This window comes from Methylibium rhizosphaerae, from assembly GCF_006386545.1.
In the GTDB taxonomy this organism is placed as follows: Bacteria; Pseudomonadota; Gammaproteobacteria; order Burkholderiales; family Burkholderiaceae_C; genus Pseudorivibacter; species Pseudorivibacter rhizosphaerae.
Genome location: NZ_SWAR01000028.1, coordinates 21,097 through 44,763 on the forward strand (window position 1 = coordinate 21,097; position 23,667 = coordinate 44,763).

The 23,667-nt window shown below is 68.3% G+C and carries 17 protein-coding genes and 1 riboswitch; of the genes, 8 read left to right on the plus strand and 9 right to left on the minus strand.

The features are described 5' to 3' along the window. Nucleotides 1–47: 47 nt before the first annotated feature. From E8D38_RS19210 to E8D38_RS19245, 8 genes are all read right to left on the minus strand, one after another. On the minus strand, nucleotides 48–3,698 hold the full coding sequence (locus tag E8D38_RS19210; RefSeq protein ID WP_140634497.1) for a pilus assembly protein: 3,651 nt from the start codon (nucleotides 3,696–3,698) through the stop codon (nucleotides 48–50). Continuing rightward, entirely contained in the window at nucleotides 3,584–4,087 is a 504-nt protein-coding gene (locus E8D38_RS19215; RefSeq protein WP_140634499.1) for a pilus assembly PilX family protein, read from the minus strand. Before E8D38_RS19215 ends, E8D38_RS19210 begins: the two co-directional genes overlap by 115 nt. Then, a complete protein-coding gene (locus tag E8D38_RS19220) occupies nucleotides 4,084–5,055 on the minus strand; it encodes a PilW family protein (protein ID WP_140634501.1) in 972 nt (323 codons plus the stop codon). The genes E8D38_RS19215 and E8D38_RS19220 overlap by 4 nt, the downstream gene beginning before the upstream one ends. Further along, nucleotides 5,052–5,558 (minus strand): type IV pilus modification protein PilV, encoded by a 507-nt coding sequence (gene pilV / locus E8D38_RS19225; RefSeq protein ID WP_140634503.1) that lies wholly within the window; start codon nucleotides 5,556–5,558, stop codon nucleotides 5,052–5,054. The genes E8D38_RS19220 and pilV overlap by 4 nt, the downstream gene beginning before the upstream one ends. Next, complete coding sequence (locus E8D38_RS19230; protein ID WP_181179257.1) at nucleotides 5,548–6,018, minus strand: GspH/FimT family pseudopilin; 471 nt, start codon at nucleotides 6,016–6,018, stop codon at nucleotides 5,548–5,550. The genes pilV and E8D38_RS19230 overlap by 11 nt, the downstream gene beginning before the upstream one ends. A gap of 151 nt (nucleotides 6,019–6,169) precedes the next feature. Next, a complete protein-coding gene (gene nrdR / locus E8D38_RS19235) occupies nucleotides 6,170–6,628 on the minus strand; it encodes a transcriptional regulator NrdR (protein WP_140634507.1) in 459 nt (152 codons plus the stop codon). A gap of 48 nt (nucleotides 6,629–6,676) precedes the next feature. Next, a complete protein-coding gene (gene glyA, locus E8D38_RS19240) occupies nucleotides 6,677–7,924 on the minus strand; it encodes a serine hydroxymethyltransferase (protein WP_140634509.1) in 1,248 nt (415 codons plus the stop codon). A 69-nt stretch (nucleotides 7,925–7,993) separates the two neighbouring features. Then, a riboswitch (ZMP/ZTP riboswitch) is annotated at nucleotides 7,994–8,102 on the minus strand. 45 nt (nucleotides 8,103–8,147) lie between these two features. Further along, nucleotides 8,148–9,047 (minus strand): lytic transglycosylase domain-containing protein, encoded by a 900-nt coding sequence (locus tag E8D38_RS19245; protein ID WP_140634511.1) that lies wholly within the window; start codon nucleotides 9,045–9,047, stop codon nucleotides 8,148–8,150. Between the two features lie 233 nt (nucleotides 9,048–9,280). On the opposite strand from E8D38_RS19245, the gene E8D38_RS19250 reads away from it, so the two are divergent. Next, nucleotides 9,281–10,873 carry a UbiD family decarboxylase domain-containing protein gene (locus E8D38_RS19250; RefSeq protein ID WP_140634513.1) on the plus strand — a complete coding sequence of 531 codons (1,593 nt, stop codon included), beginning with the start codon at nucleotides 9,281–9,283 and terminating at the stop codon, nucleotides 10,871–10,873. Nucleotides 10,874–11,102: 229 nt separating this feature from the next. On the opposite strand, the gene E8D38_RS19255 is transcribed toward E8D38_RS19250, so the two are convergent. Further along, a complete protein-coding gene (locus E8D38_RS19255) occupies nucleotides 11,103–11,903 on the minus strand; it encodes a YdcF family protein (protein WP_140634515.1) in 801 nt (266 codons plus the stop codon). A gap of 92 nt (nucleotides 11,904–11,995) precedes the next feature. Between E8D38_RS19255 and E8D38_RS19260 the strand changes: the two genes are divergently transcribed. From E8D38_RS19260 to E8D38_RS19290, 7 genes are all read left to right on the plus strand, one after another. Beyond that, the gene (locus tag E8D38_RS19260; RefSeq protein WP_140634517.1) at nucleotides 11,996–14,218 is read left to right on the plus strand and encodes a prolyl oligopeptidase family serine peptidase; all 2,223 of its coding nucleotides are present in this window, start codon (nucleotides 11,996–11,998) and stop codon (nucleotides 14,216–14,218) included. 1 nt (nucleotide 14,219) lies between these two features. Then, nucleotides 14,220–14,729 carry a cupin domain-containing protein gene (locus E8D38_RS19265; RefSeq protein WP_140634519.1) on the plus strand — a complete coding sequence of 170 codons (510 nt, stop codon included), beginning with the start codon at nucleotides 14,220–14,222 and terminating at the stop codon, nucleotides 14,727–14,729. Nucleotides 14,730–14,768: 39 nt separating this feature from the next. After that, the gene (gene msrA, locus E8D38_RS19270) at nucleotides 14,769–15,305 is read left to right on the plus strand and encodes a peptide-methionine (S)-S-oxide reductase MsrA (protein ID WP_140634521.1); all 537 of its coding nucleotides are present in this window, start codon (nucleotides 14,769–14,771) and stop codon (nucleotides 15,303–15,305) included. A 37-nt stretch (nucleotides 15,306–15,342) separates the two neighbouring features. Beyond that, nucleotides 15,343–15,714 (plus strand): hypothetical protein, encoded by a 372-nt coding sequence (locus tag E8D38_RS19275; RefSeq protein ID WP_140634523.1) that lies wholly within the window; start codon nucleotides 15,343–15,345, stop codon nucleotides 15,712–15,714. A 187-nt stretch (nucleotides 15,715–15,901) separates the two neighbouring features. Beyond that, entirely contained in the window at nucleotides 15,902–17,878 is a 1,977-nt protein-coding gene (locus E8D38_RS29370) for a TonB-dependent receptor (protein WP_281286138.1), read from the plus strand. Nucleotides 17,879–18,032: 154 nt separating this feature from the next. Further along, nucleotides 18,033–20,978 (plus strand): PAS domain-containing protein, encoded by a 2,946-nt coding sequence (locus E8D38_RS19285; RefSeq protein WP_181179259.1) that lies wholly within the window; start codon nucleotides 18,033–18,035, stop codon nucleotides 20,976–20,978. Between the two features lie 8 nt (nucleotides 20,979–20,986). Beyond that, nucleotides 20,987–23,662: a PAS domain-containing hybrid sensor histidine kinase/response regulator gene (locus E8D38_RS19290; protein WP_140634529.1), complete on the plus strand. Its 2,676-nt coding sequence runs from the start codon at nucleotides 20,987–20,989 to the stop codon at nucleotides 23,660–23,662. The last annotated feature ends 5 nt before the right edge of the window (nucleotides 23,663–23,667 follow it).

The window sequence follows — 23,667 nt, forward strand, 5'->3', positions numbered from 1 at the left end:
GCGGGGCTGGCCATTGGCCGGCCGCCGCCCGTCGTCCGCCCTGGGGTTTAGCGCCCGAAAAGTTCGCGCCAGTGCCGCGCGCCGCTGAACGGGGCGCTTTCGCCCTCCATGGTGAGGCTGCCCGAGGAAGTGCTGACCACCTTGCCCTCGGTGCCGTCGGGCTTGCGAATCACCGATTCCTTGTCGATGTAGTAAACGCCGCCGTTCTTGATGCGGATGGCGCTACCTGGCACATGCTTGCCACCCATGACAGGGAAGTCCGACGAATTCAGCGAGTTGTCGCGGTTGTAGTCGAACGGGCTGACGATCAGGCGCGAGCCTGAGTTGGCGTTGAGCTCGTAGATCCAGCTGTCGCCCCCCGCCGAACAGGGATCGGTCGACGGCGTCACCGTTGCGAAGATGATCCGGTCGCCGCGCACGAAAGGTGGCTGGTGCACGCGTTCACCCGACTCGGTGGAGAAGTCGAGATACCAGCCCATGTGGCTGTCGGATCCCGGCAGTCCCGCGGTGTTGCTCCACTTGATGGGAAAGTCGGTGGTCACGCGAGCGTCGCGTGCGCTGAAGCTCGAGGTGTCATCCACCAGGATCTTCTGCTGCAGCAGGTGGCTGCGCGTCAGGTTGGTGCTGTGCGTGGTGATCGTACGGTTCCAGATGGCGTAGAAGGTCTGGACCTGGGTGTTCGAGATGTCAGCCGCACCCAGGTACTTGCCGGTGCCGAAGTACACGATGAACCCGTTGCCGCTGGGATGGGCACCCAAGGCAGGCTCAGTCGTGATGGGCTGCCGCGCTCCGTTGCTCGCCTTGGCCACGTACATCGGCAGCTTGCCGCTGCCACCGCTGTAGGCGACGTCCCAGCTGGCCGAAGACTTGGCAGACAGGTCGAACTTCCAGAGATTGCCGTACAGGTCGCCCGCGAACACGGCGTCCGTCGTGCCGTTGCCGTCCTGGTCAGCCAGGGTGACGCCGGTCAGGCCGTTGTCGGTGAAGGTGATGGAGCCGTCAGTGGTGGGCACCGGGATGCGGCGGATCAGCGAGCCGTCCTTCACGCTGACGATGTAGATCGAAGGTGCGTTCGCGCCGTCCATGTAGCCGCTGCCGAAGACCACGCCGGTCACTCCGGAGTTCAGCCGCGCCACCTTGGGCTTCCCATTGGATATGCCCATGTTCGCATCGGAGAACTCCCACTTGAAGACCGATCCCGGCGTCGTTTCCGAGTAGGAGCTGGGGTTGGTGATGTCCAGGGCATAGACGGCCTTGCCGCCCAGCCCCAACCCGCCGAAGAGGTAGGTACTCCAGCTGCCGTCGACCGAAACGTCGTAGGCGATCATGCCGCCGTCGACATAGGCCTGGTGCTTGTAGTCGACGTTGGACAGCTTGCTGAGGTTCGGATAGACGGCGTTCGGCACGAACGCAAGTCGTTCCTCACCGGTGTTGGCGTCGAAGCCGTGCAGCATGCCGTCGTTGGCGCCGACGTAAACCATGGGCAGCCGGTTCTTGTGCTTTTCCTTGAACTCGGCATAGCCCGCCTGATCGGGCAGGAAGAAGTCAGGCGCGCCGACGTACAGCGGGGCGGGCGAGGAGTTGATGATGTCGCCCAGCACGCTGCCGCGTTCACGGAAGGTCGTGCCCTCGAGTGCGCGGCTGCCGCGCAGGAATTCGAGCCGGCGCTCACCCAGCGAGTCGGACTGGTTCAGCGCCGTCTGGTGTACAGGGCTCAGTGAGCTCCAGCGGAAAGCCTTGGCGCCGTCGCTGTTGGTGATGATGGTGCGGCTACCCCAGTTCTTGTTGTTGATGAGCGCCTCCGCTGACCATTTCGGCGTCTCGCAGATGGTGCCGGCGACGCCGGAACAGCCCGCTCCATCGCCGTCGGCAATCGGGTAGGCCCTGAGCTTGCCGGACCAGTCACCAGTGTTGAAGCCGGCCGCGTACACCGCGGAGCCGGCTGCGATGCGGCTGCTGTTGAGAGAGGCCGCCACGGCCGAGCCCTGCCGTTCGCTGATGCTGGAGACGATGTCCTGGAAGGCCTTCACAACATCGTTGGGCGACTCGGCGCTGTAGAAGCCGCCGCGGCCGTTGATGGCTGCGTGCCAGAGGTCGTAGACGTTGCCCGGAATGCTGTCAAAGCCAGTGGCGGGCCATGCTTTCGTTCCGTTGACCAGGTCGCCGTAGGCGCCCTTGTACATGTTGCCTTGCCAGTCCGCCCCGAGGTTGCCGGTCAGGCCCAAGCCGATGGTGTACGTCACCATGTGCTGCCAGGTGGCCGGATCGTTCTTCGGATTCCAGTACGACGACAACGTGGTCGTGGAGGACGTTCCCTTGACGGTCTCGTCACCCTTGACGGGGGTGTACTTGAGTGCGTCGGAGGAATTCAAGTCGGTGCGCAGATCCTGGGACCAATAGTGGAATGCGATGTCCGCCAGGCTATGAGACGACCCATCGGTCTTCTTGTAGGGAGCTCGCGCCGAGTACCCGGCCCCGTCGGGCAGGGTCTTCGACGTGTTGTCGGCGTCGGTCATGCCGGCGGCCCAGCTGCTGTTCCAGATGCCGTCAGTCATCAGCACCGCGTAGTTGCCGCGGCACACATACTTGCCGGACGCGTTGTCGCCGATCGTGTTCTGCCAGGCCCGGTCTGTCTTGAACATCTCGCCGGTGCGCTGCAAGGCGGGCAGCAAAGGGGTGCCACCGCTCGCCGGTGACCGCTGGAGCCATCGGAAGAAGTTGGTCCGCGCCGTGCCGCTGAAGACGTTGAGCCGGCTGTCATAGTCCGTGCCAGAGCGGTCTTCGCAGCCGTTCGACGTGTTCATGAATCCGTCGCACGTGTGGAGGTTCTGGAAGCCGATGCGGAACGTGCTGTCCAGCTTGCTGAACGCCAGCGTGGCGGCAGAGACGGTGGCCAGGTTGCGCGTCCGGTAGAACGAGTACCAGTTGGCGAAGTTCTGGCGCTCGTCCTTGTCGGTCGCGTTGACCACCCCATCGCCGTTGATGTCGACGGTGGCCGGCCCGGAGGTCGCGCTGACGATGACCCGCGTATAGCAGTCGTTGTCCAGGTAGGCGCCGAAGGTGTCTCTGGATGTCTTGTCGCAGTTGGCGTTGCTCAGGTTGAGCACGCCGTAGTCGGCCAACGAGTCCGTGGGCGCGTTCTGCAGCGTCTGCGTTGTGTTGTTCGGGTTGTAGTCGCGCGTCGCCTTGTAGTTGTTCGACAGGTTCACGGAGCCGCGGGTCGTATCGAACCCGTTGATCCATGCCGCGGTAAACGAAGTGGTCCGTGCCGTGCCGTTTTCATCCGGCGGCGCCACATACCGCACGCCGGGGTTGTAGTACAGGGCGTTGTAGGCCGTCGAGCGCCAGCGCAGGCCCGTGTCGCTCACAACCTTGCTGTCGGGCACGGCCGCCCACGCCATACTCCCCGAATCGTCGATGGTGAGCGCAACGTTGGGCGGGACTCCCTGCAATGCGTACAGCGGCAAGTCGCTCAGGCTTGTAAGTGCCAGCGCCTGCTGACTCAGCAAGGTGCTGCAGCAGAAGGCGACCGCCAGCAGCGAAGCAGGGCGGCGGGAAAGGGATGCGGTCGACATGAAAACCCTCACTTGAAGACGACGGGCTTGATTTCTTGCAGCGTGACGCCGGCTTGCCCGGATCCGCCCTGGCCGTTGGCCGTGATTCGGTAGTAGAAGGTGCCCATGCCCTTGTCCGCGCATTCGACACAGGGCTCGTTGCGTTTCCAGAACTCGATGAAGTACCTCGGGCTGGAGGGCAGTCCGGCGACCTCGGCTTGCTCGGCCTTCTCATTCCAGTCGGCGGCTGACCACTTGGTGTAGTCGGTGTCGCCGAAGTTGAGCGACGAGTCGGTGTCGCGCGGACCCTGGCGGGCTGTCAGCGACTGTTCGCCTGCGCGCAAGCCCACCTCGGCGGTCTGCAGGCCGATGGCACGGTCCTTCAAGTTGGCGCTCATGCGCTCTTCCAGCGTGGTCTGTCGCAGCGACGCCAGCCCCAGCAGGGTCAAGATCACGAGCAGCACCAGCGTGATGATGAGCGCGGCGCCTTGCTGGCGGCCCGCGGTCGCAAGTGGGTAGGGCGTGGTCTTCATGGAATGAGGTTGCGCAGGGCAACCGTGTGGGTGAACGTACGGGTGATGCGGTCATCAACGCTGGAGCCGGCGGCGTTGGTCGCCACATTGGCCTGCGGACCTTGCAGCGTCAGCGTGATTCGAACTGCCGAAATCTGGCCCCAGCTCGTCGCAGGCACGAGGCTCGCGTCGACGTACTGTCCGGACTCGGCCACCATGTAGGCGACCTGCATGTCCTGCACGCCGTCGATGACTTCCTGGGTGCCGGTCGGCGTGGCCCGGAACAGCGCGCGCCCGCCGGTGGCGGCGCGGCCCGTCTGCCCGACGTACCAGGCCGTGGCATGCAACCGGGCCACGACGGAGCCGGGTTTCATGCTGCCCTGTCCGAGGCTGCCCATCTTTATGTTGAGGCCGCTGGCATCGGTCACTTCGAAGACGTGGCCGTTGTCGACGTCGCAGGCGACCGCGATGTCGCCGGCCTTGAGGTCGTCGGCCTTGGCTGTGGCCTTCAGAATCAGGTCCCCGCCGGCAGCGGCTTCAGCTACCGACTCGCCGCCACCCATGGACGAACGGGTCTCGATGGCGTCGGTGCCAGGCACCCGTGCACCGATGGCCGCGCCGAACGGCATGCCGGTGAATTCGGTACTGCCGCCATAGCCCCACACAGGGTTCCATAGCGCCCACCATTTGGTTTCGGGTGCCGGAATGATCGACGACACCTTGACCCAGCCGGGGGCGTCAGGAGCGTTGGTGTACTCACCCTTGGACGCACCGCAGGGGGTGCTGCCCGATTCGCGCAGTTCGCGGGACATCAGCTCGAAGGCGAAACGTCCGCCCTCCTGGATTCGCGACAGGTCATCGGTCGAACGAGACACCTGGCGCGAGCCGAGGAAGATGGCGATGGCGCCGCCGACGATCAACAGCCCCAGCGCAAGGGCCACCATCATTTCGACGAGGCCGAAGCCTCGGGCGCGTCGACGTGCGTTCATAGCTGGGTCACGAAGGAGAGTTGTTCGATCTGCTGCGTGCCGGACTTGTCCGGGTTGCCGCGGGTGTCGTCCCACTGCACGGTCACGATGCAGATGCCGGTGGTGCCGTTGCAATTGATGCCACCGCAGACATTCGCAGCCGCGCCGCTCAGGCTGGTCTGCATCTGGCCGATCCAGGCGGCGAGGTCACGGTCGGCCTGCGATTCGGAGGCCGCTCTCGTGTCGCACTTCCGCGGGATGTTGTACGCGTTCGACTTGGCTGCCAGCGAGTTCGCACGCATGCTGTCGACGATGGACTGGGCCTGGATGACCGCCACGCTGCGTTCATAGCTGCTCTGGCTGAACTTGAGGGCACGCGCCTGCAGGCCGGCGATACCCAGCATGCCGATGGACATGACCAGCACGGCCACCAGCACTTCGACAAGCGTGACGCCGCGGCTGGCGCGAGCTCTTGCGGAACTGGATCCGGGCCCGCGACGAAGGATGGATGTTTTATTGCACATTGGCCGATCCCAATCTGACGACAAGCGACTTCGAGTGCGGACCAACGGTCACCGGCAGGTTGCCGTTGGTCATGAGAGTTCCGTCGGTGGCATAGGACAACCCGTCGCCGCGGAAGTCGGCGCAGAAGGCGCCCACGGTCGACTGCGACGAGATATCGCCTTGCCGCAAGACGGTGCCGTCGGACTGGCGCGTCATCTGCCAATTGGCGGCGGTTGTGCAGAACCGCACGGTCTGGTTCGATCGAAGCGCCTCACTGCGGGCGGCCTGGATGCCCGCCAGCAGCTCGTTGGCGGTAGTGGCGAGCCGGTTACGCTGCATCGTGGCCTGGAAGCTCGGTATCGCGATCGACGCCAGGATCGCGAACACGGCGACCGTGACGATCAGTTCGACCAGCGTGAACCCGGCCGCTGCGCGCAGGGCGGGTATGGGTCGCTTTGCCGGGGTGTGCTGCGTGTTCACTTTGCTTCTGTTGGGTGGTCGGCAAGCGAGGACTTCCTCCTGTGCTTGCCTGATTCGAGTTGGAGCGGAGGGTAGCAGCCGGCCTCGCCGCGGGGGGCGATGAAACGACGAATGGGCGCGGGCCACCGACGGTCGGCGGCCGGGTGTGGCGTCAGCGCTGGCGGCGAGAGGTTTCGCGCACCGCTTCCATGAACTCGCTCACGTCGTCGAAGCTGCGATACACGGAGGCGAAGCGGATGTAGGCCACCTTGTCCAGCCGCTTGAGCTCGCGCATGACCCATTCACCCAGGCGGGTGCTGCTCACCTCGCGTTCACCGCTGTGCAGCAGCGAGGTCTCGATGCGTGCCAGGGCCTGGTCGAGTGCCTCGGCGCTGACCGGCCGCTTGCGAAGGGCCAGCGTCATTGAAGCGCGCAATTTGCCGGGATCGAACTCGGTGCGCCGGCCGTCCTTCTTGACGATGGCCGGGTACTCGATCTCGGCGCGCTCATAGGTGGTGAAGCGCTTGTCGCAAGACAGGCACCGGCGGCGGCGTCGTATGACGTCGCCTTCATCGGACTCGCGGGTTTCCGAGACCTGGGTTTCGTTGTGGGCGCAGAAGGGGCAGCGCATGGGGCGGGCCGCAGGGCCGGCGGGAACCGGCCCTGCCTCGAGTGCCTGTCAGCGGTACACCGGGAAGTCGCGCGTCAGCGCCGCGACCTTTTCACGCACGGCGGCGACGGTGGCCTCATCGCGCGGGTTGTCCAGCACGTCGGCAATGAGGTGGGCGGTGCGCACTGCCTCGGCTTCCTTGAATCCGCGGGTGGTCATCGCCGGCGAGCCGAGGCGGATGCCGCTGGTGACCATCGGCTTTTCCGGGTCGTTGGGAATCGCGTTCTTGTTGCAGGTCATGTGGGCCTGCCCCAGGACGTTTTCCGCTTCCTTGCCGGTGATGCCCTTGGCCCGCAGGTCCACCAGCATCACGTGGCTTTCGGTGCGGCCGCTCACGATCCGCAGGCCGCGCTGGGTCAGCGTGTCGGCCAGCGCCGCGGCGTTCTTCACGACCTGCTGCTGGTAGACCTTGAACTCGGGGCTGAGCGCTTCCTTGAAGGCCACCGCCTTGCCGGCGATCACGTGCATCAGCGGGCCGCCCTGGATGCCGGGGAAGATGGCGCTGTTGATCGGCTTGGCGACCGCATCCTTCATGAGGATGATGCCGCCGCGCGGGCCACGCAGGCTCTTGTGGGTGGTGGAGGTCACCACGTCGGCGAACGGCACCGGATTGGGGTACACGCCTGCCGCGATGAGGCCTGCGTAGTGCGCCATGTCGACCATGAAATAGGCGCCCACCGCCTTGGCCACCTTGGCGAAGCGCTCGAAGTCGATGCGCAGAGCGAAGGCAGAGGCGCCCGCGATGATCAGCTTCGGCTTGTGCTCATGTGCCAGCCGCTCCATCGCGTCGTAGTCGATGTCTTCCTGCGCGTTGAGGCCGTAGCTCACCACCTTGAACCACTTGCCGCTCATGTTGAGCGGCATGCCGTGGGTGAGGTGGCCGCCTTCGGCCAGGCTCATGCCCATGATGGTGTCGCCGGGCTGCAGCAGGCCGAAGAAGACCGCCTGGTTGGCCTGCGAGCCGGAATTGGGCTGCACGTTCGCGTGCTCCGCGCCGAACAGCTGCTTCAGCCGGTCGATCGCGAGCTGCTCGACAACGTCGACGTTTTCGCAGCCGCCGTAGTAGCGCTTGCCGGGGTAGCCCTCGGCGTACTTGTTGGTGAGCTGGCTGCCCTGGGCGGCCATCACGGCCGGCGAGGCGTAGTTCTCCGAAGCGATCAGCTCGATGTGGTCTTCCTGGCGGCGGTTCTCGGCCTGGATGGCGGCCCAGATCTCAGGATCGACGTTGGCAACGGTGGAAATGGAGCGGTCAAACATGGATGGCAGTCCTCTTCATGACTTGAAGATCCCGAAGACACGCACTTAAGAAGAAGCAGTGTGCGGTCCGAGGGCTGCCCAGGCGAACGGCGGAAACGACGCGGGGAGCGCCGGCTGCGCTCCCCGGTGGTGCACCACCTCGGCCTTGACGGCCTTATCGCCAGTTGCGCAGCTTGCGCAGTGTAGCGGAGGCGATGCGTCGGCCGCGAGATCGCCCTACTACTTATTGGAGGAGTGCGACCTGTTCGGCGGGCCGGGCTTCTTCCTTGGCCGGCGCCGGCGCGGGTGCGGGCTCCGCCGGGGCCGCGCCGGAGGCCGTGGCCGAGTGAGTGGAGACCGCCCGCACAGGGGCGGTGATTGGCACGAGGCGGCCCGCGACCACCTGCCGCAGGTAGGCCTGCTCGGCCAGCACCTTGGCGGCATAGCCGCCGTCATCGTCGAGATTGGCGGCGCCGACGTAGTACTTCAGGCCGCCTTCCAGGCTGCCGGCCCTGGCGATGCACTCCTTCAGCACCTGCACGCCCACGCGCAGGTTGGTCACCGGGTCGAACGCGGCATGGTTGCCGCCGAAGCCTTCGTATTTGTCGTCGTGGACGCGGGTCATCACCTGCATCAGGCCCTGGGCGCCGACGGGGCTCTGGGCAAACGGGTTGAAGCCCGACTCGACCGCCATCACCGCCAGGATCAGGGTCGGCTCGAGGCCGGCGCGTTGCCCGATGCCCCAGGCTTCCTGCACGAGGCGGCCGATGGGTTCGGGAGCCACCTTGTAGCGTCGTGCCAGCCAGTGGGCCACCGATGCCTGCTGGCGGGTGAGCGCCGACGGGTTGAGTGCCGTGGCCCGGGCGATCGCTTCCGGCTCGGCCAATGCGAGCAGCACGTTGGGGTCGCGTTCCAGCCGCGCCTCCTGGCGTGCCAGCAGCCAGCCGAGTGCCTTTTGCTCGGCACCACGGCGCAATTCAGGATGGGAGCCGACGAACACCACCACCGCGGCGACGGCAAAGCCGAGCAGGGCAAGTGAGTTGTGGCTGACTTCGAGCAGGCCGTGGCCTACGTCCTTGAGGAACACGCGTGCGGAATCCGCTGCTGCGGCGCCGGTGCGCGCCCAATGTCGATACGCTGACATGTCTCTTCCTTTCCCTCCCTGCCTCGCCGCGCAGACTCCGGCGACATGAGGCAGTGATAATTCGCCCGTTACAAAGATGCGCCTGCGCAGAGACAGCGAGGACGCCCGGGCCTGGTTGATTTGCGTCGATTGTTCAGGGGACTGAGGGTTCTCCCTAGTGAGTGGCGCGGATTCTAGAAACGCGTTTAATAACGGGTCAAGCCTAAGAAAGCCTTCTCTAATTCTTCATGGTTATGAAATACCGGGATCTTCGGGAGTTTTTGGCCGGTCTGGAAGCGCAGTCTGAGCTCTTGCGGGTCGCAAAGCCAGTGTCTACACGGCTCGAACTCACTGCTTTGGGGGACCATGCCCTCAAGTCGGGGGGGCCGGCGCTGTTGTTCAGCCAGCCGACAAACGGTCAGCAAAGTTACAAATTCCCGGTCCTGGCCAACCTGTTCGGAACGCCCAAGCGGGTCGCCATGGGGATGGGGGCGGCCGATGTGGGCGAGTTGCGCGACATCGGCAGGGTCCTGGCCAGCCTCAAGGAGCCGGAGCCGCCGCGCGGCCTCAAGGACGCCGGCAAGCTGCTGCAGATGGCCAAGGCGCTGTGGGACATGAAGCCGGCGCGCAGCCGGTCCGGACCGTGCCAGGAGGTGGTCGTGGAGGGCGCCGATGTGGATCTGGGCCGCCTGCCGGTGCAGTTCTGCTGGCCGGGCGACGCCGGGCCCCTGATCACCTGGGGCCTGGTGGTGACCCGCGGCCCGCAGGGCGTGCCGCAGCCGCGCCGCAGGCAGAACCTGGGCATCTACCGGCAGCAGGTCATCGGCCGCAGGCAGGTCATCATGCGATGGCTGGCGCATCGGGGAGGGGCCCTCGACTTCCGCGAGTTCGCGCTCGCCAATCCGGGCCAGCCGTTTCCGATCGCCGTGGTGCTGGGCGCCGACCCGGCGACCATGCTGGGGGCGGTCACTCCGGTGCCGGACAGCCTGTCCGAATACCAGTTCGCCGGCCTGCTGCGCGGCAGCCGCACCGAGCTGGTGGACAGCGGCGTCGGTGAAGGCGAGCACAAGCTGCAGGTGCCCGCCCTCGCTGAAATCGTGCTGGAAGGCCACATCCCGACTGCGCCCGCCGGCTACCGGGGCACCAGCGAGCAGGGCGTGCCCCTGCAGGAAAGGGGTGGCTACCTGTTTGCACTCGAAGGTCCGTTCGGCGACCACACCGGCTACTACAACGAGCAGGAGTGGTTCCCGGTGTTCCAGATCGACCGCATCACCCACCGGCAGGGGGCGATCTATCACACCACCTACACCGGCAAGCCGCCCGACGAACCGGCCGTGCTGGGCGTGGCGCTGAACGAGGTGTTCGTGCCCATCCTGCAGAAGCAGTTTCCCGAGATCGTCGACTTCTACCTGCCGCCCGAGGGGTGCAGCTATCGCATGGCGGTGATCAGCATGCGCAAGAGCTACCCGGGACACGCCAAGCGGCTGATGTTCGGGCTGTGGAGCTTCCTGCGGCAGTTCATGTACACCAAGTTCATCGTGGTGACCGACGATGACGTGGACATCCGCGACTGGAAGGACGTGATCTGGGCGATCACCACCCGGGTGGACCCGGTGCGCGACACCACGCTGGCCGGCCAGACGCCGATCGACTACCTCGACTTCGCTTCGCCCGAGAGCGGGCTGGGCGGGAAGATGGGCCTGGATGCCACCAACAAGTGGCCCGGCGAGACGCAGCGCGAATGGGGCAAGGTGATCCGCATGGACGCCGAGGTGGAGGCCCGCATGGCCGAGCTGTATGCGGAAATCACACGCGGGCAATCGCTGTCAAGCAGCGGGGCTCAATGACGGTTCCGGCCGTCATAGAACTGCCGGCGCGCGCCATGCTTGAAGTCCCCGGAGCCCTCTTCTAATGTAGGAAAGCCTGTCAGCAGGCATTCTCAAAGGCGCAGTCTCTGCGCGCCAGGAGCCCCGGACCCATCTTCCTCTGGAGCCCCGGAACGGTGGCGTCAGCCACTCACCCCTCCCGCCCAAGGCTGGGAGGGGTTTCAGTTTTGGGGCTTGGTTTTCGTTGGCCTCAGGCGCGCACGAGCAGCCCGAGCAGTTCGTGCAGGACCAGCGACACCTGCTCATATCCCCGGCTCGAAGGCAGCCAGTCCAGCACCGGGCGGCTGGTGGGCACGAAAGAGCCCATCGGCGCCGGCGTGATGCGGAAGGCCCCGGCCGCGGCCTCCTCGAACACCTTGCGCGCGCGCGGCATGTGGTACGCGTGGGTCACCAGCACGATCTCCTTGACGCCGCTGCCGCGCAGCAGGGCCACTGTGCGGATTGCGTTTTCGCGGGTGTCGCGGGAGTCCGGTTCCATCCAGCGCAGCGGGCGGTTGTACTCCTGCTGGGCGATGCGTCCGGCCGCTTCGGCTTCCGAACGGCCGGACGTTTCGATGTGGGCCCATCCCAGGCCGCCGCTGAAGCCGACCGGCAGCCCGGTCTCGCGCCCCAGCCACAGGCCGTAGCGCAGCCGCACGAGCGACACGGAACTGAGGTCCGAAACGCCGTACTCGGGCGCCCGGGGGATCAGCCCGCCGCCGAGAACGATGATGGCCGTCGTGGGCGCCCGGTTCCTGCCCTCGGCCTTCAGGCGGGTCAGGTCGTCGCTGTAGAGCGCCGCCGGCGGCTTGAGTACGAAGTTCTGCAGCCAGCGCCCGGAGCCCTGGCAGGCACTCAGCCACAGCAATGCAGCACTCAGGAAGACCAGGAAGTAGCCCAGGCCCCGTCGTGGAAGGACCAGCCTCACACCCACCAGCATGAGGAGCAGCAGCGGCACCGGCGGAAGCACCAGCGCCGTGAGGATGGGCTTCCACGATTCAAGGCCTAGCATTCGCTCTCCCTAGTTTGGTATGGGTCTGAAAAGCGCGCCGATTGTGCCGGAAGGGCATCATTCGCACTCCTCATTCCAATCAGGGAACCCCAATGATCTGGATGTTTTCTGCCCGGCGGCTGATCGTCGCCGTCTGCACTGGCTGGCTGCCGCTGATCGCGGCACAGGCCGCCGAAGCTCCTGCCGTGGCGCCGCCGCGGCCGGTGGTCGACAAGTTCTTCGGCACGTCCGTCGCCGATCCGTACCGCTACTTCGAGAACGCCAAGTCGCCGGAAGTGGCGGCCTGGATGAAGGCGCAGAGCGACACGGCCCACTCGACCCTGGCCCACATCGCCGGGCGCGACGCCATGCTGGCCACGCTCGAAAAGCTGGAGAACGCGAGTCCGGCGCGCGTCGTCTACCCGGTGCGTACGACGGGAGGCCGGATGTTCTACGAACGCCGGGGCGCTGACGACAACCAGTTCAAGCTCTACATGCGAGAAGGCGTCGATGGCGCCGAAACGCTGCTGGTCGACCCCGAGGCGCTGTCCGGGCGCACCGGCAAGCCGCATGCGATCAACTACTTCATGCCCTCGCGCGACGGCCGCTACGTGGCCTACGGCATTTCGTCGGGAGGCTCGGAAGCGGCGTCACTGGTCGTGCTCGACGTGAAGACGAAGAGAACCGTGGGCCGGCCTGTCACCCGTGCCGACTTCGGCTGGCCGGAATGGTCGGCCGACGGCCGGCTGCTCACCTTCACCCGCTTGAAGGCGCTGCGCAAGGGCGAGCCGGAGGTCAACAAGTACAAGCGTGCCGAAACCTACGTGATCGACGTGGCGCGCGGCGGCGCGCTGCGGCCCCAGCCGGTGTTCGGGTTCCGGGCCCAGGGTGCGAAGCTGGCCGACGACGAAAGCCCGGCGCTGGACCTCACTGCAGATGGCCGCTGGGCCATCGGGCGCGTCTTCAACGGCGTGCAGCGGGAACTGCGGGTGTACGCAGCGCCGCAGGCCGATGCGCTGGCCGGGCGGGCGCGCTGGCGCGAGGTGGTGAGGACCGCCGATGCGGTGACCGGCATTGCCTACCACGGCGGGACGCTGTACGCGATGTCCCACCTGGAGGCGCCCCGGTTCAAGGTGCAGGCGCGCCCGCTCGACGGCACAAGCGACGCTGCCGCGTGGAAGCTGCTGCTGCCGGCGGGCGAGCGCGTCGTCACCGGCATCGCGGCAGCGTCGGATGCGCTGTACATCGAAGCGCGCGACGGCAATGTCAAGCGCCTGTTCAAGCGCGGCCATGCAGAGGGCGCCCCGGTGCAGGAAGTGGTGCTGCCGCTGCAGGGTTCGTTCAGCCTGAACGGCGACGAATCCAACTACTCGGCCGCAAACGGGCAGCTGCCCGGCCTGCTGATCGACCTGCAGAGCTGGACGCGGGCGCGACAGCTGTACGAAGTGACCGCCGACGGCAAGGTTGCCAACACCGGCCTGCAGCCCCAGGGGCCCGAAGACGCGCCCACCGACGTGGAAGCCGCCGAGGTGCTGGTCAAGAGCCACGACGGCGTGATGGTGCCGATGTCCGTCGTGTATCGCAAAGGCACGCGGCTCGACGGCAGCAACCCGACCATCCTGTACGGCTACGCTTCCTACGGCATCACCGAAGAGCCGTTCTTCAGCACCTCGGTCCTCGCCTGGTTGCGCGCCGGCGGCGTGTACGCCTTTGCCAACCCGCGCGGCAGCGGCGTCTACGGGCAGGAATGGCACAAGGCCGGGAAGCAGGCCACCAAGCCCAACACCTGGAAGGACTTCATCGCCTGCGCCGAATACCTCATCGGGCAGGGCTACACCTCGAGCCGGCGCCTGGGCATCTACGGCGGCAGCGCCGGCGGCATCCTGGTGGGGCGCGCCATGACGGAGCGGCCCGACCTGTTTGCCGCCGTGGTGCCCGCGGTCGGCGCGCTCGATGCGGTGCGCTTCGAGATCGGCCCGAACGGGCCGCCCAACATTCCGGAGTTCGGCACGGTCAAGACCGAGCAAGGCTTCCAGGCGCTGCTCGAGATGAGCACCTACCACCAGATCCGCGACGGCGAGAAGTACCCGGCGGTCATGTTCACCCACGGCGTGAACGACCCGCGTGTGGAGGTGTGGCACAGCACGAAGACGGCGGCGCGGCTTCTGGCGGCCAGCACCAGCGGCAAGCCGGTGCTGCTGCGCCTGGACTACCAGGCCGGCCACGGCATCGGCAACACCAAGCAGCAGCGCCTGGCCGAGCGGGCCGACGTGTACGCGTTCTTCCTGTGGCAGATGGGCGCGCCGGGTTACGAGCTGAAAGGCCTGGGAGGCTGACATGGCCGCATCGCAGGCAGAAGCGCTGCGCATGCAGCTGATCCGCAATTTCGACCGGGTCGACAAGCAGCTGGAGCGCCGCGACCCGCTGTATGAAACGCTGTGCGCGAGGCTGGCGGTGGGCACGGCGGCCACCAAGCTGGGCGCCAGCATCGACATCCTGCCGCCGGGCAAGCGCGGCTGCCCCTACCACTACCACCACGCGCAGGAGGAATTGTTCGTGGTGCTCGAAGGGCAGGGCACGCTGCGCGTGGCCGGCGAGATGCTTGCGATCGCCGCCGGCGACGTGGTGTTCATCCCGCCGGGCCCCCAGTACCCGCACCAGATCATCAACACGTCCGGAGCGCCGATGAAGTACCTGTCGATCAGCACGCGCGAAACCCCGGAGATCTGCGTGTACCCAGACTCGGGCAAGTACTCGGCGTGGAGCGGCGGCGCGGGTGCCGAAGGCCGCTTCGACAGCATCCAGCGCCTGGGCCCCGGGCTCGACTACTGGGAGGGTGAACCTTGACGGCCGCGGTATCGTCGGGCTTTCGACCGGAGACCTGCCATGTCTGAAACCATCACCCTGGGCGGCGGCTGCTTCTGGTGCCTCGAAGCCGTGTTCCTCGACGTGGAGGGCGTGCTGTCCGTCGAGTCGGGCTACAGCAACGGCGCGGTGCACAACCCGACCTATGAACAGGTGTGCACCGGCGACACCGGCCATGCCGAGGTGGTGAAGGTCGAGTTCGATCCGGAGCGCATTTCCCTGCGCGAGATCCTCGAGATCTTTTTCGTGATCCACGACCCGACCACCCTCAACCGCCAGGGCAACGACGTCGGCACCCAGTACCGCTCCGGCATCTACACCCATACCGACGACCAGGCACGCGTCGCGCGCGAGGTGATCGCCGAGCTCGAAGGTTCGCGCATCCACCGCAGCCCGGTGGTCACCGAGGTGGCGCCGGTCGCCAACTACTGGCGCGCCGAGGACTACCACCAGCGGTATTTCGAGAACCACCCCAACCAGGGCTACTGCGCCTTCGTGGTGGCCCCCAAGCTCGAGAAATTCCGCAAGACCTTCGCGGCGCGGCGTCGCCGGGCCTGAGGCTCTACACTCGCGCCTCGCCTCCACTGTTGTCCGCATGACGTCGACGCGCCGCACCGCCTTGCACCGCCGCGCCTGGGTTTCCTCCCTGGCGCTGCTGGCGCTCGTGCTGGCGCAAACGCTGGCGCTTGTGCACGGGGTGGTGCACCTGCCTTCGCACCCGGAGCTGTCGTCGCAGGAGGCCGCCGCTTCAGCCTCGGCCGACCACCTGCTGGGGCATGCGCAAGGCGACCAGCAAGGTCTGAGCTGCCAGCTGTTCGACCAGATCGCGCAGGCGGGCGGCCTGCCGGTCGATGCACCGGCGTTCGTGCCACCGGCCTGCGCCGCCGTGCTCACGGCGCAGGCCGAGCCCGAAGCAGCGTCACAACCGCTCCTCGCCTTCCACGCCCGCGGGCCTCCGCAGGCCTGACGCCCCTTACGCCCCTTACGCACGTTGCCGACCGGTCGCCGCCTGGCTGACCGGTGCCGGCCATTTCGCATCGACGACTTTTCGCTGCGGCCGACGGCCGCAGCCTGCACTCATGAAACGCTTTTCCTCCTCCCCGCGCCGCAGCCGCGTTGCCGCGGCAGTTTCCCTGTCGCTTGCCAGCCTTGCCGTGTCTGCCCAGACCCAGGCACCGACGGCGCTCGATCCGGTCGTCGTGACCGGCAACCCGCTGCGCAGCGAGACGCTGACCACGCCTTCTTCGACGCTGGCCGGCGACGCGCTGGTCCTGCGGCGCGGCAGCAGCCTGGGCGACACGCTGAACGGCCTGCCCGGCGTGTCGTCCAGCTACTTCGGCCCCAACGCCAACCGCCCGGTCATCCGGGGGCAGGACGGCGACCGGGTCCGCATGCTGAGCAACGCCGGCGCCTCGCTCGACGCCTCGGCCCTCAGCTTCGACCATGCGGTGCCGATCGACCCGCTGGTCGTCGAGCGCGTCGAGGTGCTGCGCGGCCCGGCTGCGCTGCTCTATGGCGGCAGCGCCGTGGGCGGCGTGGTCAATGCCATCGACAACCGCATCCCGCGTGACAAGGAAGACATGGTCAACGGCGCGGCCGAACTGCGGCTGGGCGGCGCCGCGAACGAGCGTGGCGCGAGCGCCTTGGTCGAAGGCGGCGGCAGCGGCTTTGCCTGGCATGCCGATGCCTTCGGCCGCGACACCGACGACCTGCACGTGCCCTCGTTCGACCGGCCGGTCGACGGCGGCGGCACCGAGCGCCGCAACCGCATCGTCAACTCGGCCAGCCGCGCCAAGGGCGGGGCGGTGGGCGGCTCCATGGTGTGGGACCACGGCTACCTGGGTGCATCGGTGGACACCTACCGCAACGACTACGGGGTCGTGGCCGAAGAGGACGTCACCATCCGCATGAAGCGCGACAAGCTGGCGCTGGCGGGCGAGGTGCGCGACCTGGGCGGGCCGTTCAAGCTGGTGCGCGGGCAGCTGCAGCACACCGACTACCGGCATGCCGAAGTCGAGGGCACCGGCGAGGTGGGCACCACCTTCAAGAACAAGGGCACCGACGGCCGGCTCGAAGCCGAGCATGTGTCCCTGGCCATGGCCGGCGGCACGCTGCGCGGCGTGCTCGGCGCGCAGGGCGAAAGCATGCGTTTCTCGGCGCTCGGCGAAGAGGCTTTCGTGCCGGGCACCCGCACCGAGCAGGGGGCGCTGTTCGCATTCGAGGAGCTGTCGTTCGAGCGGCTGTCGCTGACCGCCGGCGCACGCGTCGAGCACACGAGCGTGGCCTCCGACGGTGACGCGCCCGATGCGGCCGAGCCGCGTTTCGGCGCTCCGCAGACGCGCCGCTTCACGGCGGGCAGCCTGGCGCTGGGCGCGGCCTGGAAGCTGTCGCCGCAGTGGCAGCTGCTGGGCAACGTGGCGCGCACCGAGCTCGCGCCCACCTACTACGAGCTGTTCGCCAACGGCGTGCATGTGGCGACCGCGGCCTATGAGCGCGGCGACACCGCGCTGGACAAGGAACGCAGCACCAACGTGGACGTCGCGCTGCAATGGAAGGAGGGCGCGCACCAGGCCAAGGTCGGCGCCTGGACCAGCCGCTTTGCCAACTACATCGCGCTGCTGCGTACCGGCGAGCCCGATTTCGTCAACGACGAAGGCGAGGCCTTCCCGGTGTACGGCTTCGCCGGCGTGCCTGCGCGCCTGTACGGCCTGGAGGCCGAAGGCCGCTGGCGTGTGCTCGATGGCGCCCGGCAGGTCGACCTGGACGGCCGGTTCGACCTGGTGCGCGCCGAGAACCGGGAGACCGGCGAGCCGCTGCCGCGCATCGCGCCCGCGCGCCTGACGCTGGGCGCGACCTACACGCAAGCCGGCTGGTCCGCCCGGGCCGAGGTGCAGCGGGTGGCCCGCCAGACGCGCGTGCCGGCCGACGACGTGCCCACCGACGGCTACACGCTGGTCAACCTGTCGGCCAGCTACCGCCTGCGGCTGGCGGCCACCGATGCATTGCTGTTCGCGCGGCTCGACAACGCCGGCAACACGCTGGCCTACAACGCCGGCACCATCGGCACGGTGAGGCCGCTGGCGCCGCTGCCGGGCCGGCGGCTCATGGCAGGCTTGCGTGTGGCTTTCTAGGCAAGCCGGCGTTGCGCCAGGCCGTCAGTGCTAGCGCGGGGTACCTTTTGCGCGGGGCCGGTCGTTACACTGGCCGCCACCCCGTGCAGTAAGCCTTTGCCGCATGTCGAGCCGACTCCCTCCGCTATGCCAGTGCGCGCCGGCTCCAGCGTTGATGGTGAACGCAGCAGGCGCCGGCTGCACATGGGAGCTCAACGACGCTGCCCGCCGCTGGGCGCCCGCACGCCATTGGCATGAGGCCGAATGGGCCGCGCTGGCGCGGGCGGTGGCCGGCCAGGCGCAGCGCGGTGTCTTCGAGTCCGGCGACCCGGACCTGCGGCTGCGCTGGCACGCGGTGCCGCACGACGGCGGCTGGCTCGCCTGGCTGTCGCCGCACGAGGAAACGGCGGCTCCCGATGTCGAGGCGATGCGCGAGCAGGTCGAGCTGCTGCAAGAGCAGCTGCACATCGCCCAGGAGTTCGGACGCCTGGCCGTGTGGGCGCGTGACCTGCGAAGCGGCCGCGGCCATTGGGACGACCGCATGTTCGAGCTGTTCGGTTTCGACCCGGCACTCGGCACGCCGGAGCTCGAAGAGGCGCTGCAGCGCCTCCACCCCGACGACCGCGATCGCGCACGCGAAGACTGTGTCAGCTCGATGGTGCGGCCCGGCCGCCATGACGCGCACTACCGGCTGATGCTCGCGAAGGGCGGCGTCGCGCAGCTGCACAGCCTGTGGGAAGTGAAGAGCGACGCCGAGGGCCAGCCCGAGCGCATGGTCGGCGTGATGATCGACGACACCGAAAGCGTGCGGCTCGCGCAATGGCACCAGGCCGCCAGCACGCAGCTGGCGCTGGCGGTGGGGCTGGTGGGCATTTCGCTGTGGCGCATCGACCTTGCCACCCGGCGCATCCAGCTCAACGACTGGGGCTACCAGCTGATCGGGCGGACCCCCATGCCTGACGGCATGCCGCTCGACGAGATGCGCGCCTGCATCCATCCGGACGACCAGGCGGCCATCGTGCGCGCGACCGAAGAAGCGGTGGCGGGCATCGGCATCATCGACGCGGAGGCCCGCTATCGCCGTCCGGACGGCAGCTATCGCACGCTGCTCACCCGCCGGGTGGCAGTGCGCGACGACGGCGGCCGGGCGGTGGCGCTGATCGGCGTGTCGCTCGACATGACGGAGCAGGTGCACGTTCGCGAGCGGGCCCTCGAGGCCACCCAGGGCATCGAGCTGATCGCCGACGCCACCGGCGTGGGCGTGTGGAGCGTCGACCTCGACACCGGCGCCAGCGTATGGAACCGCCAGATGCGCCGCATCTGCGGTCTGCCCGACGACGCACCGGCCCTGCAGGCCCAGCGCGGCCTGGAGCTGGTGCATCCGGAAGACCGCGACCGGGTGGCGCAGGGCCTTGCCGGGCTCGTGAGCGGCGACCCGGTGGCCGACGATGCCGAGTTCCGCGTCTGCCGGCCCGATGGAGAGGTGCGCTGGGTGGTCGCACGTGCCCGGCGTGCGCAGCATGGCGAGCGTCACGTGGCCTTCGGCGTGCTGATCGACGTGACCGAGCAGCGCAGGACCCAGCAGCGCCTGCGCCTGGCCGAGCAGCGCACGCTGCTGGCGGCGCAGACGGTCGGGCTGGCCCACTGGGAGCGCGACCTCGAGACCGGCGATTCCTGGTGGGACGCACAGATGTACCGCCTGCGCGGGCTGGCTGCCGACGACCCGCGTTCGCCCAACGAGCTGCGGCACCAGTGCATCCATCCCGACGACGTGGCGCTGGTGGAGCAGCGCACCGCGCAGATCGTGCAGCGCGAGGGCGACTACTACTTCGAATTCCGCGTGGTGTGGCCCGACGGCACGGTGCGCTGGCTGGCGGCCCGCGGCTCGGTGCTGCGCGATGCCAGCGGCCGCGCGCAGCGCATGACCGGCTTCAACTGGGACGTGACCGACCACAAGGTCAATGAAGACATGCGCCGCGAGAAGGCCGCGGCCGAGGAGTCCAGCCGCGCCAAGAGCGAGTTCCTGGCACGCATGAGCCACGAGCTGCGCACGCCGCTCAATGCGGTGCTCGGCTTCGCGCAGCTGATGCTCGAAGACGCCGGCGAACCGCTCACCACCGGCCAGCGCCAGCGCGCCGAGCGCGTGCGCAACGCCGGCAAGCACCTGCTGGCGCTGATCGACGACGTACTCGACCTCACCAGCATCGAGGCCGGCACCCTGCCGCTGCAGCAGGGGCTGGTGCCGCTCGCGCCGGTGGTGGGAGAAACACTGCAGTGGCTGGCGCCGGCGGCCGAGCGGGCCGGCGTGTCGCTGGATGCCGTGCCGGTGCGTGGTGCGGTGATGGGCGATCCGCGCCGGCTGCGCCAGGTGCTGGCCAACCTGCTGTCGAACGCGGTCAAGTACAACCGGCCCGGCGGCCGGGTCGAGCTGCGGGTGATCGAGGAGCCGAGCGACCGCTGGCTGGGCCTGCGGGTGCGCGACACCGGCCGCGGGCTCACAAGGGCGCAGCTGCAGCGCCTGTTCGAGCCGTTCAACCGGCTGGGTGCCGAGCGCGAGGGCATCGAGGGCACCGGCATCGGCCTCACCATCGTGCGCCACCTCGTCGAGCGCATGGGCGGCCGCATCGACGTGGACAGCACGCCCGGCGAAGGCACGACCTTCCTCGTGTGGCTGCTGCGGGCCCACGCCGACGTGGTCGAGGAGCCCACCGCGCCCATGGTGCTGGAGCTGCACGCGCCCGCTGCTGGCGAGTCGATCGACCTGCTGTACATCGAGGACAACCCGGTGAACGTGCTGCTGGTCGAGCAGCTGGTGGCCTTGCGGCCGGGGGTGCGGCTGCACAGCGCCGAAGACGGCAGCACCGGTATCGCCAAGGCCCGGGCCTTGCGTCCGCATGCGGTGCTCATCGACCTGCAGCTGCCCGACATCGACGGCTTCGAGGTGCTGCGTGCGCTGCGCGCCGAACCTTCGACGCGTGACCTGATCTGCATCGCGCTGTCGGCCAACGCCATGCCCGAAGACGTGCAGCGCGCGCTGCGCGACGGCTTCAACGACTACTGGACCAAGCCGATCGACTTCCCGCAGTTCCTGGCCGGGCTCGACGCCCTGTGCGGCGTGTGAGCGGCCCCATGCACGACCTCTGGCAGACCCTTCCCGTGCCGGCGATACGCCTGCTGCCCGCCGCCGCGCAGGCAGGGCCGGGCTGGCAGCTGAACCCGGCGGCGCACCGGCTGGGTCACGCGGCCGTGCTGTGGCGGCAGTGGGCCGAGGCGATCCTGCAATCGGTCCATGGCGGAACGAGCACCGGAACACTGGCCGATGGGGCCGGCAGCACCTGCCTGCGATGGACCGCCGGCGTGCTGGAGCCCGGCTGGCTGGCCTGGCTGGAACCGGCGGAAGCCGCGACACCGGCCGCGGCGGCGGCCACCACCGACGAGGTGGTGCGCCAGCTGCGCCAGCGGCTGGACATCACCCAGCGTTTCGGCCGCCTGGGCATCTGGGAGCGCGACGTGCGCACCGGCCAGGGCCAGTGGGACCGCTACATCTACGGCCTCTATGGCCTCGACCCCGACGCCGGCACGCCGACCATGGAACAGGCGGCGCAGCTGCACTTCCACCCGGACGACGCGCAGCGTGCGATGGACACCTGGCACCAGTCGATCCGGCAGCCGGGGCAGTACGAGCTGCACTTCCGGCTCTATACCCGCGAAGGCCGTCTCAAGTCGCTGCATTCGATGTGGGAGGTCATCAACGGCGCCGACGGCCAGCCGGAGCGTGCCATCGGCGTGCTGCTGGACGACACCGAAAGCATCGAGCTGGCCCAGCTGCACCAGGCCTCCAGCCTGCAGCTCGACCTGGCGGTGCGGCTGGGCGGCATCGTCGTGTGGCGGCGCGACCTCGACAGCGACGTCGTGCACCTGAGCGAATGGGGCTACCGCCTGCTCGGCCTGCCTTACAGCGAAGAAGGCATGAGTGCCGAGGAACTGGCGAACCTCGTCCATCCCGACGACAAGCCGGCGGTGAAGCAGGCGACGCAGCGGGCGCTCGAATATCCGGAGGCGGTGGACGTGGAGGCGCGCTACCGCCGTGCCGACGGCGTGTACCTCACCGCGCTGTCGCGCCGCGTCGCCGTGCGCGACGCCAACGGCAAGCCGGTGGCTCTGCTGGGCGTGAACCTCGATCTCACCGAACGCCGCGCCGCAGAAGAGCAGCTGCGCAGCATCGAGCAGCGCGCGCGGCTGGCCACGTTGGCGGTGGGCATGGGCACCTGGGAGCACCGCCCGGGCTCGGGCGGCATCTACTGGGACGACCAGATGTACCGCCTGCGCGGCCTCGAACCGGGCGGCCCGCAACCGCCGGCCGAGCTGCATGCGGCCTCGCTGCACCCCGCCGATCGCGAACGCGCGCTCGAGCGGCTGGAAGCCGCGCTGCACGGCAGCGGCGAGGCCTATGAAGACGAGTACCGCGTGGTGTGGCCCGACGGGCGCGTGCGCTGGCTGGCGGCGCGCGGCATGCCGCAGGCGGGCCTGCAGGGCCGCATCGCCGGCATGCTGGGCGTGAACTGGGACATCACCGACTACAAGCAGGCCGAGCAGGCGCTGCGCGACAAGGCGGCCGCCGAACAGGCCAGCCGCGCGAAAAGCGAATTCCTGGCGCGCGTGAGCCACGAGCTGCGCACACCGCTCAATGCGGTGCTGGGTTTCACCCGCCTGCTCGCCACTGATGCCGAGCACCCGCTGCGCGAGACTCAGCAGCAGCGCATTGCCATCGTCGAGACGGCCGGCGCGCACCTGCTCGCGCTGATCAACGACACGCTCGACCTCGCCAGCATCGAAGCGGGCACGCTGCCGCTGGACAACGAGCCGGTGCGGCTGGCGCCGGTGCTCGCCCAGGCGCTGCAATGGGCGCAGCCGGCCGCCGCGCGCGCCGGCGTCGACCTCGAGGTGCTGGACTGCGAGGCGGTGGCGCAAGGCGATGCACGGCGGCTGCGCCAGGTGTTCATCAACCTGCTCACCAACGCCATCAAGTACAACCGCCCCGGCGGCAGCGTGGCGGTGCGGCTGCTGCCGGTCAGCGACCCGGCCTGGCTGGCGGTGGAGGTGCGCGACACCGGCCGCGGCCTCACGCCGGCCCAGATGAACCAGCTGTTCGAGCCCTTCAACCGGCTGGGCGCCGAGCTGGAGGACATCGAAGGCACCGGCATCGGGCTCACCATCGTGCACCACCTGGTCGAACGCATGGGCGGTGCCATCGTGGTGGACAGCGAGCCCGGCGTCGGTTCATGCTTCACGGTGTGGTTGCCGGCGGCGACTGCCGGAGCCGGGGCTGACGAAGGCTCCCACCACGACCAACCGCATCGGCAACCCGCGCCTGGCGCCACACTTGGCGTCGCGGCCGACGGCAGCGCGGCCCACGCGAACATGGGGAAGACATTGGACGTGCTCTACATCGAAGACAACGCCGTGAACGTGCTGCTCGTCCAGGAGCTGGTGGCGCTGCGCCCGGGCTGGACCCTGCATGTGGCCGACACCGGCGAGGCCGGCGTGCGCAAGGCGCTCGACCTGCATCCGACCGTGGTGCTGGTGGACATGCAGCTGCCGGACTTCGACGGCTTCGAGGTGCTGCGCCGCCTGCGCGGCCAGGCCGGGCTCGAGTCCAGCAGGTTCATCGCGCTGTCGGCCAACGCGATGCCCGAGGACATTGCCGTGGCCCGCGAAGCGGGCTTCCACGACTACTGGACCAAACCGATCGACTTCGGCCAGTTCCTGGGCGGGCTCGACGCCCTGGCGGCCGCGCAGGCTTGAGGCGG

What these genes read in the sequence shown, in the direction of transcription:
- E8D38_RS19210 (WP_140634497.1), bottom strand. Translation starts at nt 3,698, where the DNA reads ATGCGCGGACAAGGGCATGGGCACCTTCTACTACCGAATCACGGCCAA.
- E8D38_RS19215 (WP_140634499.1), bottom strand. Translation starts at nt 4,087, where the DNA reads ATGAAGACCACGCCCTACCCACTTGCGACCGCGGGCCGCCAGCAAGGC.
- E8D38_RS19220 (WP_140634501.1), bottom strand. Translation starts at nt 5,055, where the DNA reads ATGAACGCACGTCGACGCGCCCGAGGCTTCGGCCTCGTCGAAATGATG.
- pilV (WP_140634503.1), bottom strand. Translation starts at nt 5,558, where the DNA reads ATGTGCAATAAAACATCCATCCTTCGTCGCGGGCCCGGATCCAGTTCC.
- nrdR (WP_140634507.1), bottom strand. Translation starts at nt 6,628, where the DNA reads ATGCGCTGCCCCTTCTGCGCCCACAACGAAACCCAGGTCTCGGAAACC.
- glyA (WP_140634509.1), bottom strand. Translation starts at nt 7,924, where the DNA reads ATGTTTGACCGCTCCATTTCCACCGTTGCCAACGTCGATCCTGAGATC.
- E8D38_RS19245 (WP_140634511.1), bottom strand. Translation starts at nt 9,047, where the DNA reads ATGTCAGCGTATCGACATTGGGCGCGCACCGGCGCCGCAGCAGCGGAT.
- E8D38_RS19250 (WP_140634513.1), top strand. Translation starts at nt 9,281, where the DNA reads ATGAAATACCGGGATCTTCGGGAGTTTTTGGCCGGTCTGGAAGCGCAG.
- E8D38_RS19255 (WP_140634515.1), bottom strand. Translation starts at nt 11,903, where the DNA reads ATGCTAGGCCTTGAATCGTGGAAGCCCATCCTCACGGCGCTGGTGCTT.
- E8D38_RS19260 (WP_140634517.1), top strand. Translation starts at nt 11,996, where the DNA reads ATGATCTGGATGTTTTCTGCCCGGCGGCTGATCGTCGCCGTCTGCACT.
- E8D38_RS19265 (WP_140634519.1), top strand. Translation starts at nt 14,220, where the DNA reads ATGGCCGCATCGCAGGCAGAAGCGCTGCGCATGCAGCTGATCCGCAAT.
- msrA (WP_140634521.1), top strand. Translation starts at nt 14,769, where the DNA reads ATGTCTGAAACCATCACCCTGGGCGGCGGCTGCTTCTGGTGCCTCGAA.
- E8D38_RS19275 (WP_140634523.1), top strand. Translation starts at nt 15,343, where the DNA reads ATGACGTCGACGCGCCGCACCGCCTTGCACCGCCGCGCCTGGGTTTCC.
- E8D38_RS19285 (WP_181179259.1), top strand. Translation starts at nt 18,033, where the DNA reads ATGGTGAACGCAGCAGGCGCCGGCTGCACATGGGAGCTCAACGACGCT.
- E8D38_RS19290 (WP_140634529.1), top strand. Translation starts at nt 20,987, where the DNA reads ATGCACGACCTCTGGCAGACCCTTCCCGTGCCGGCGATACGCCTGCTG.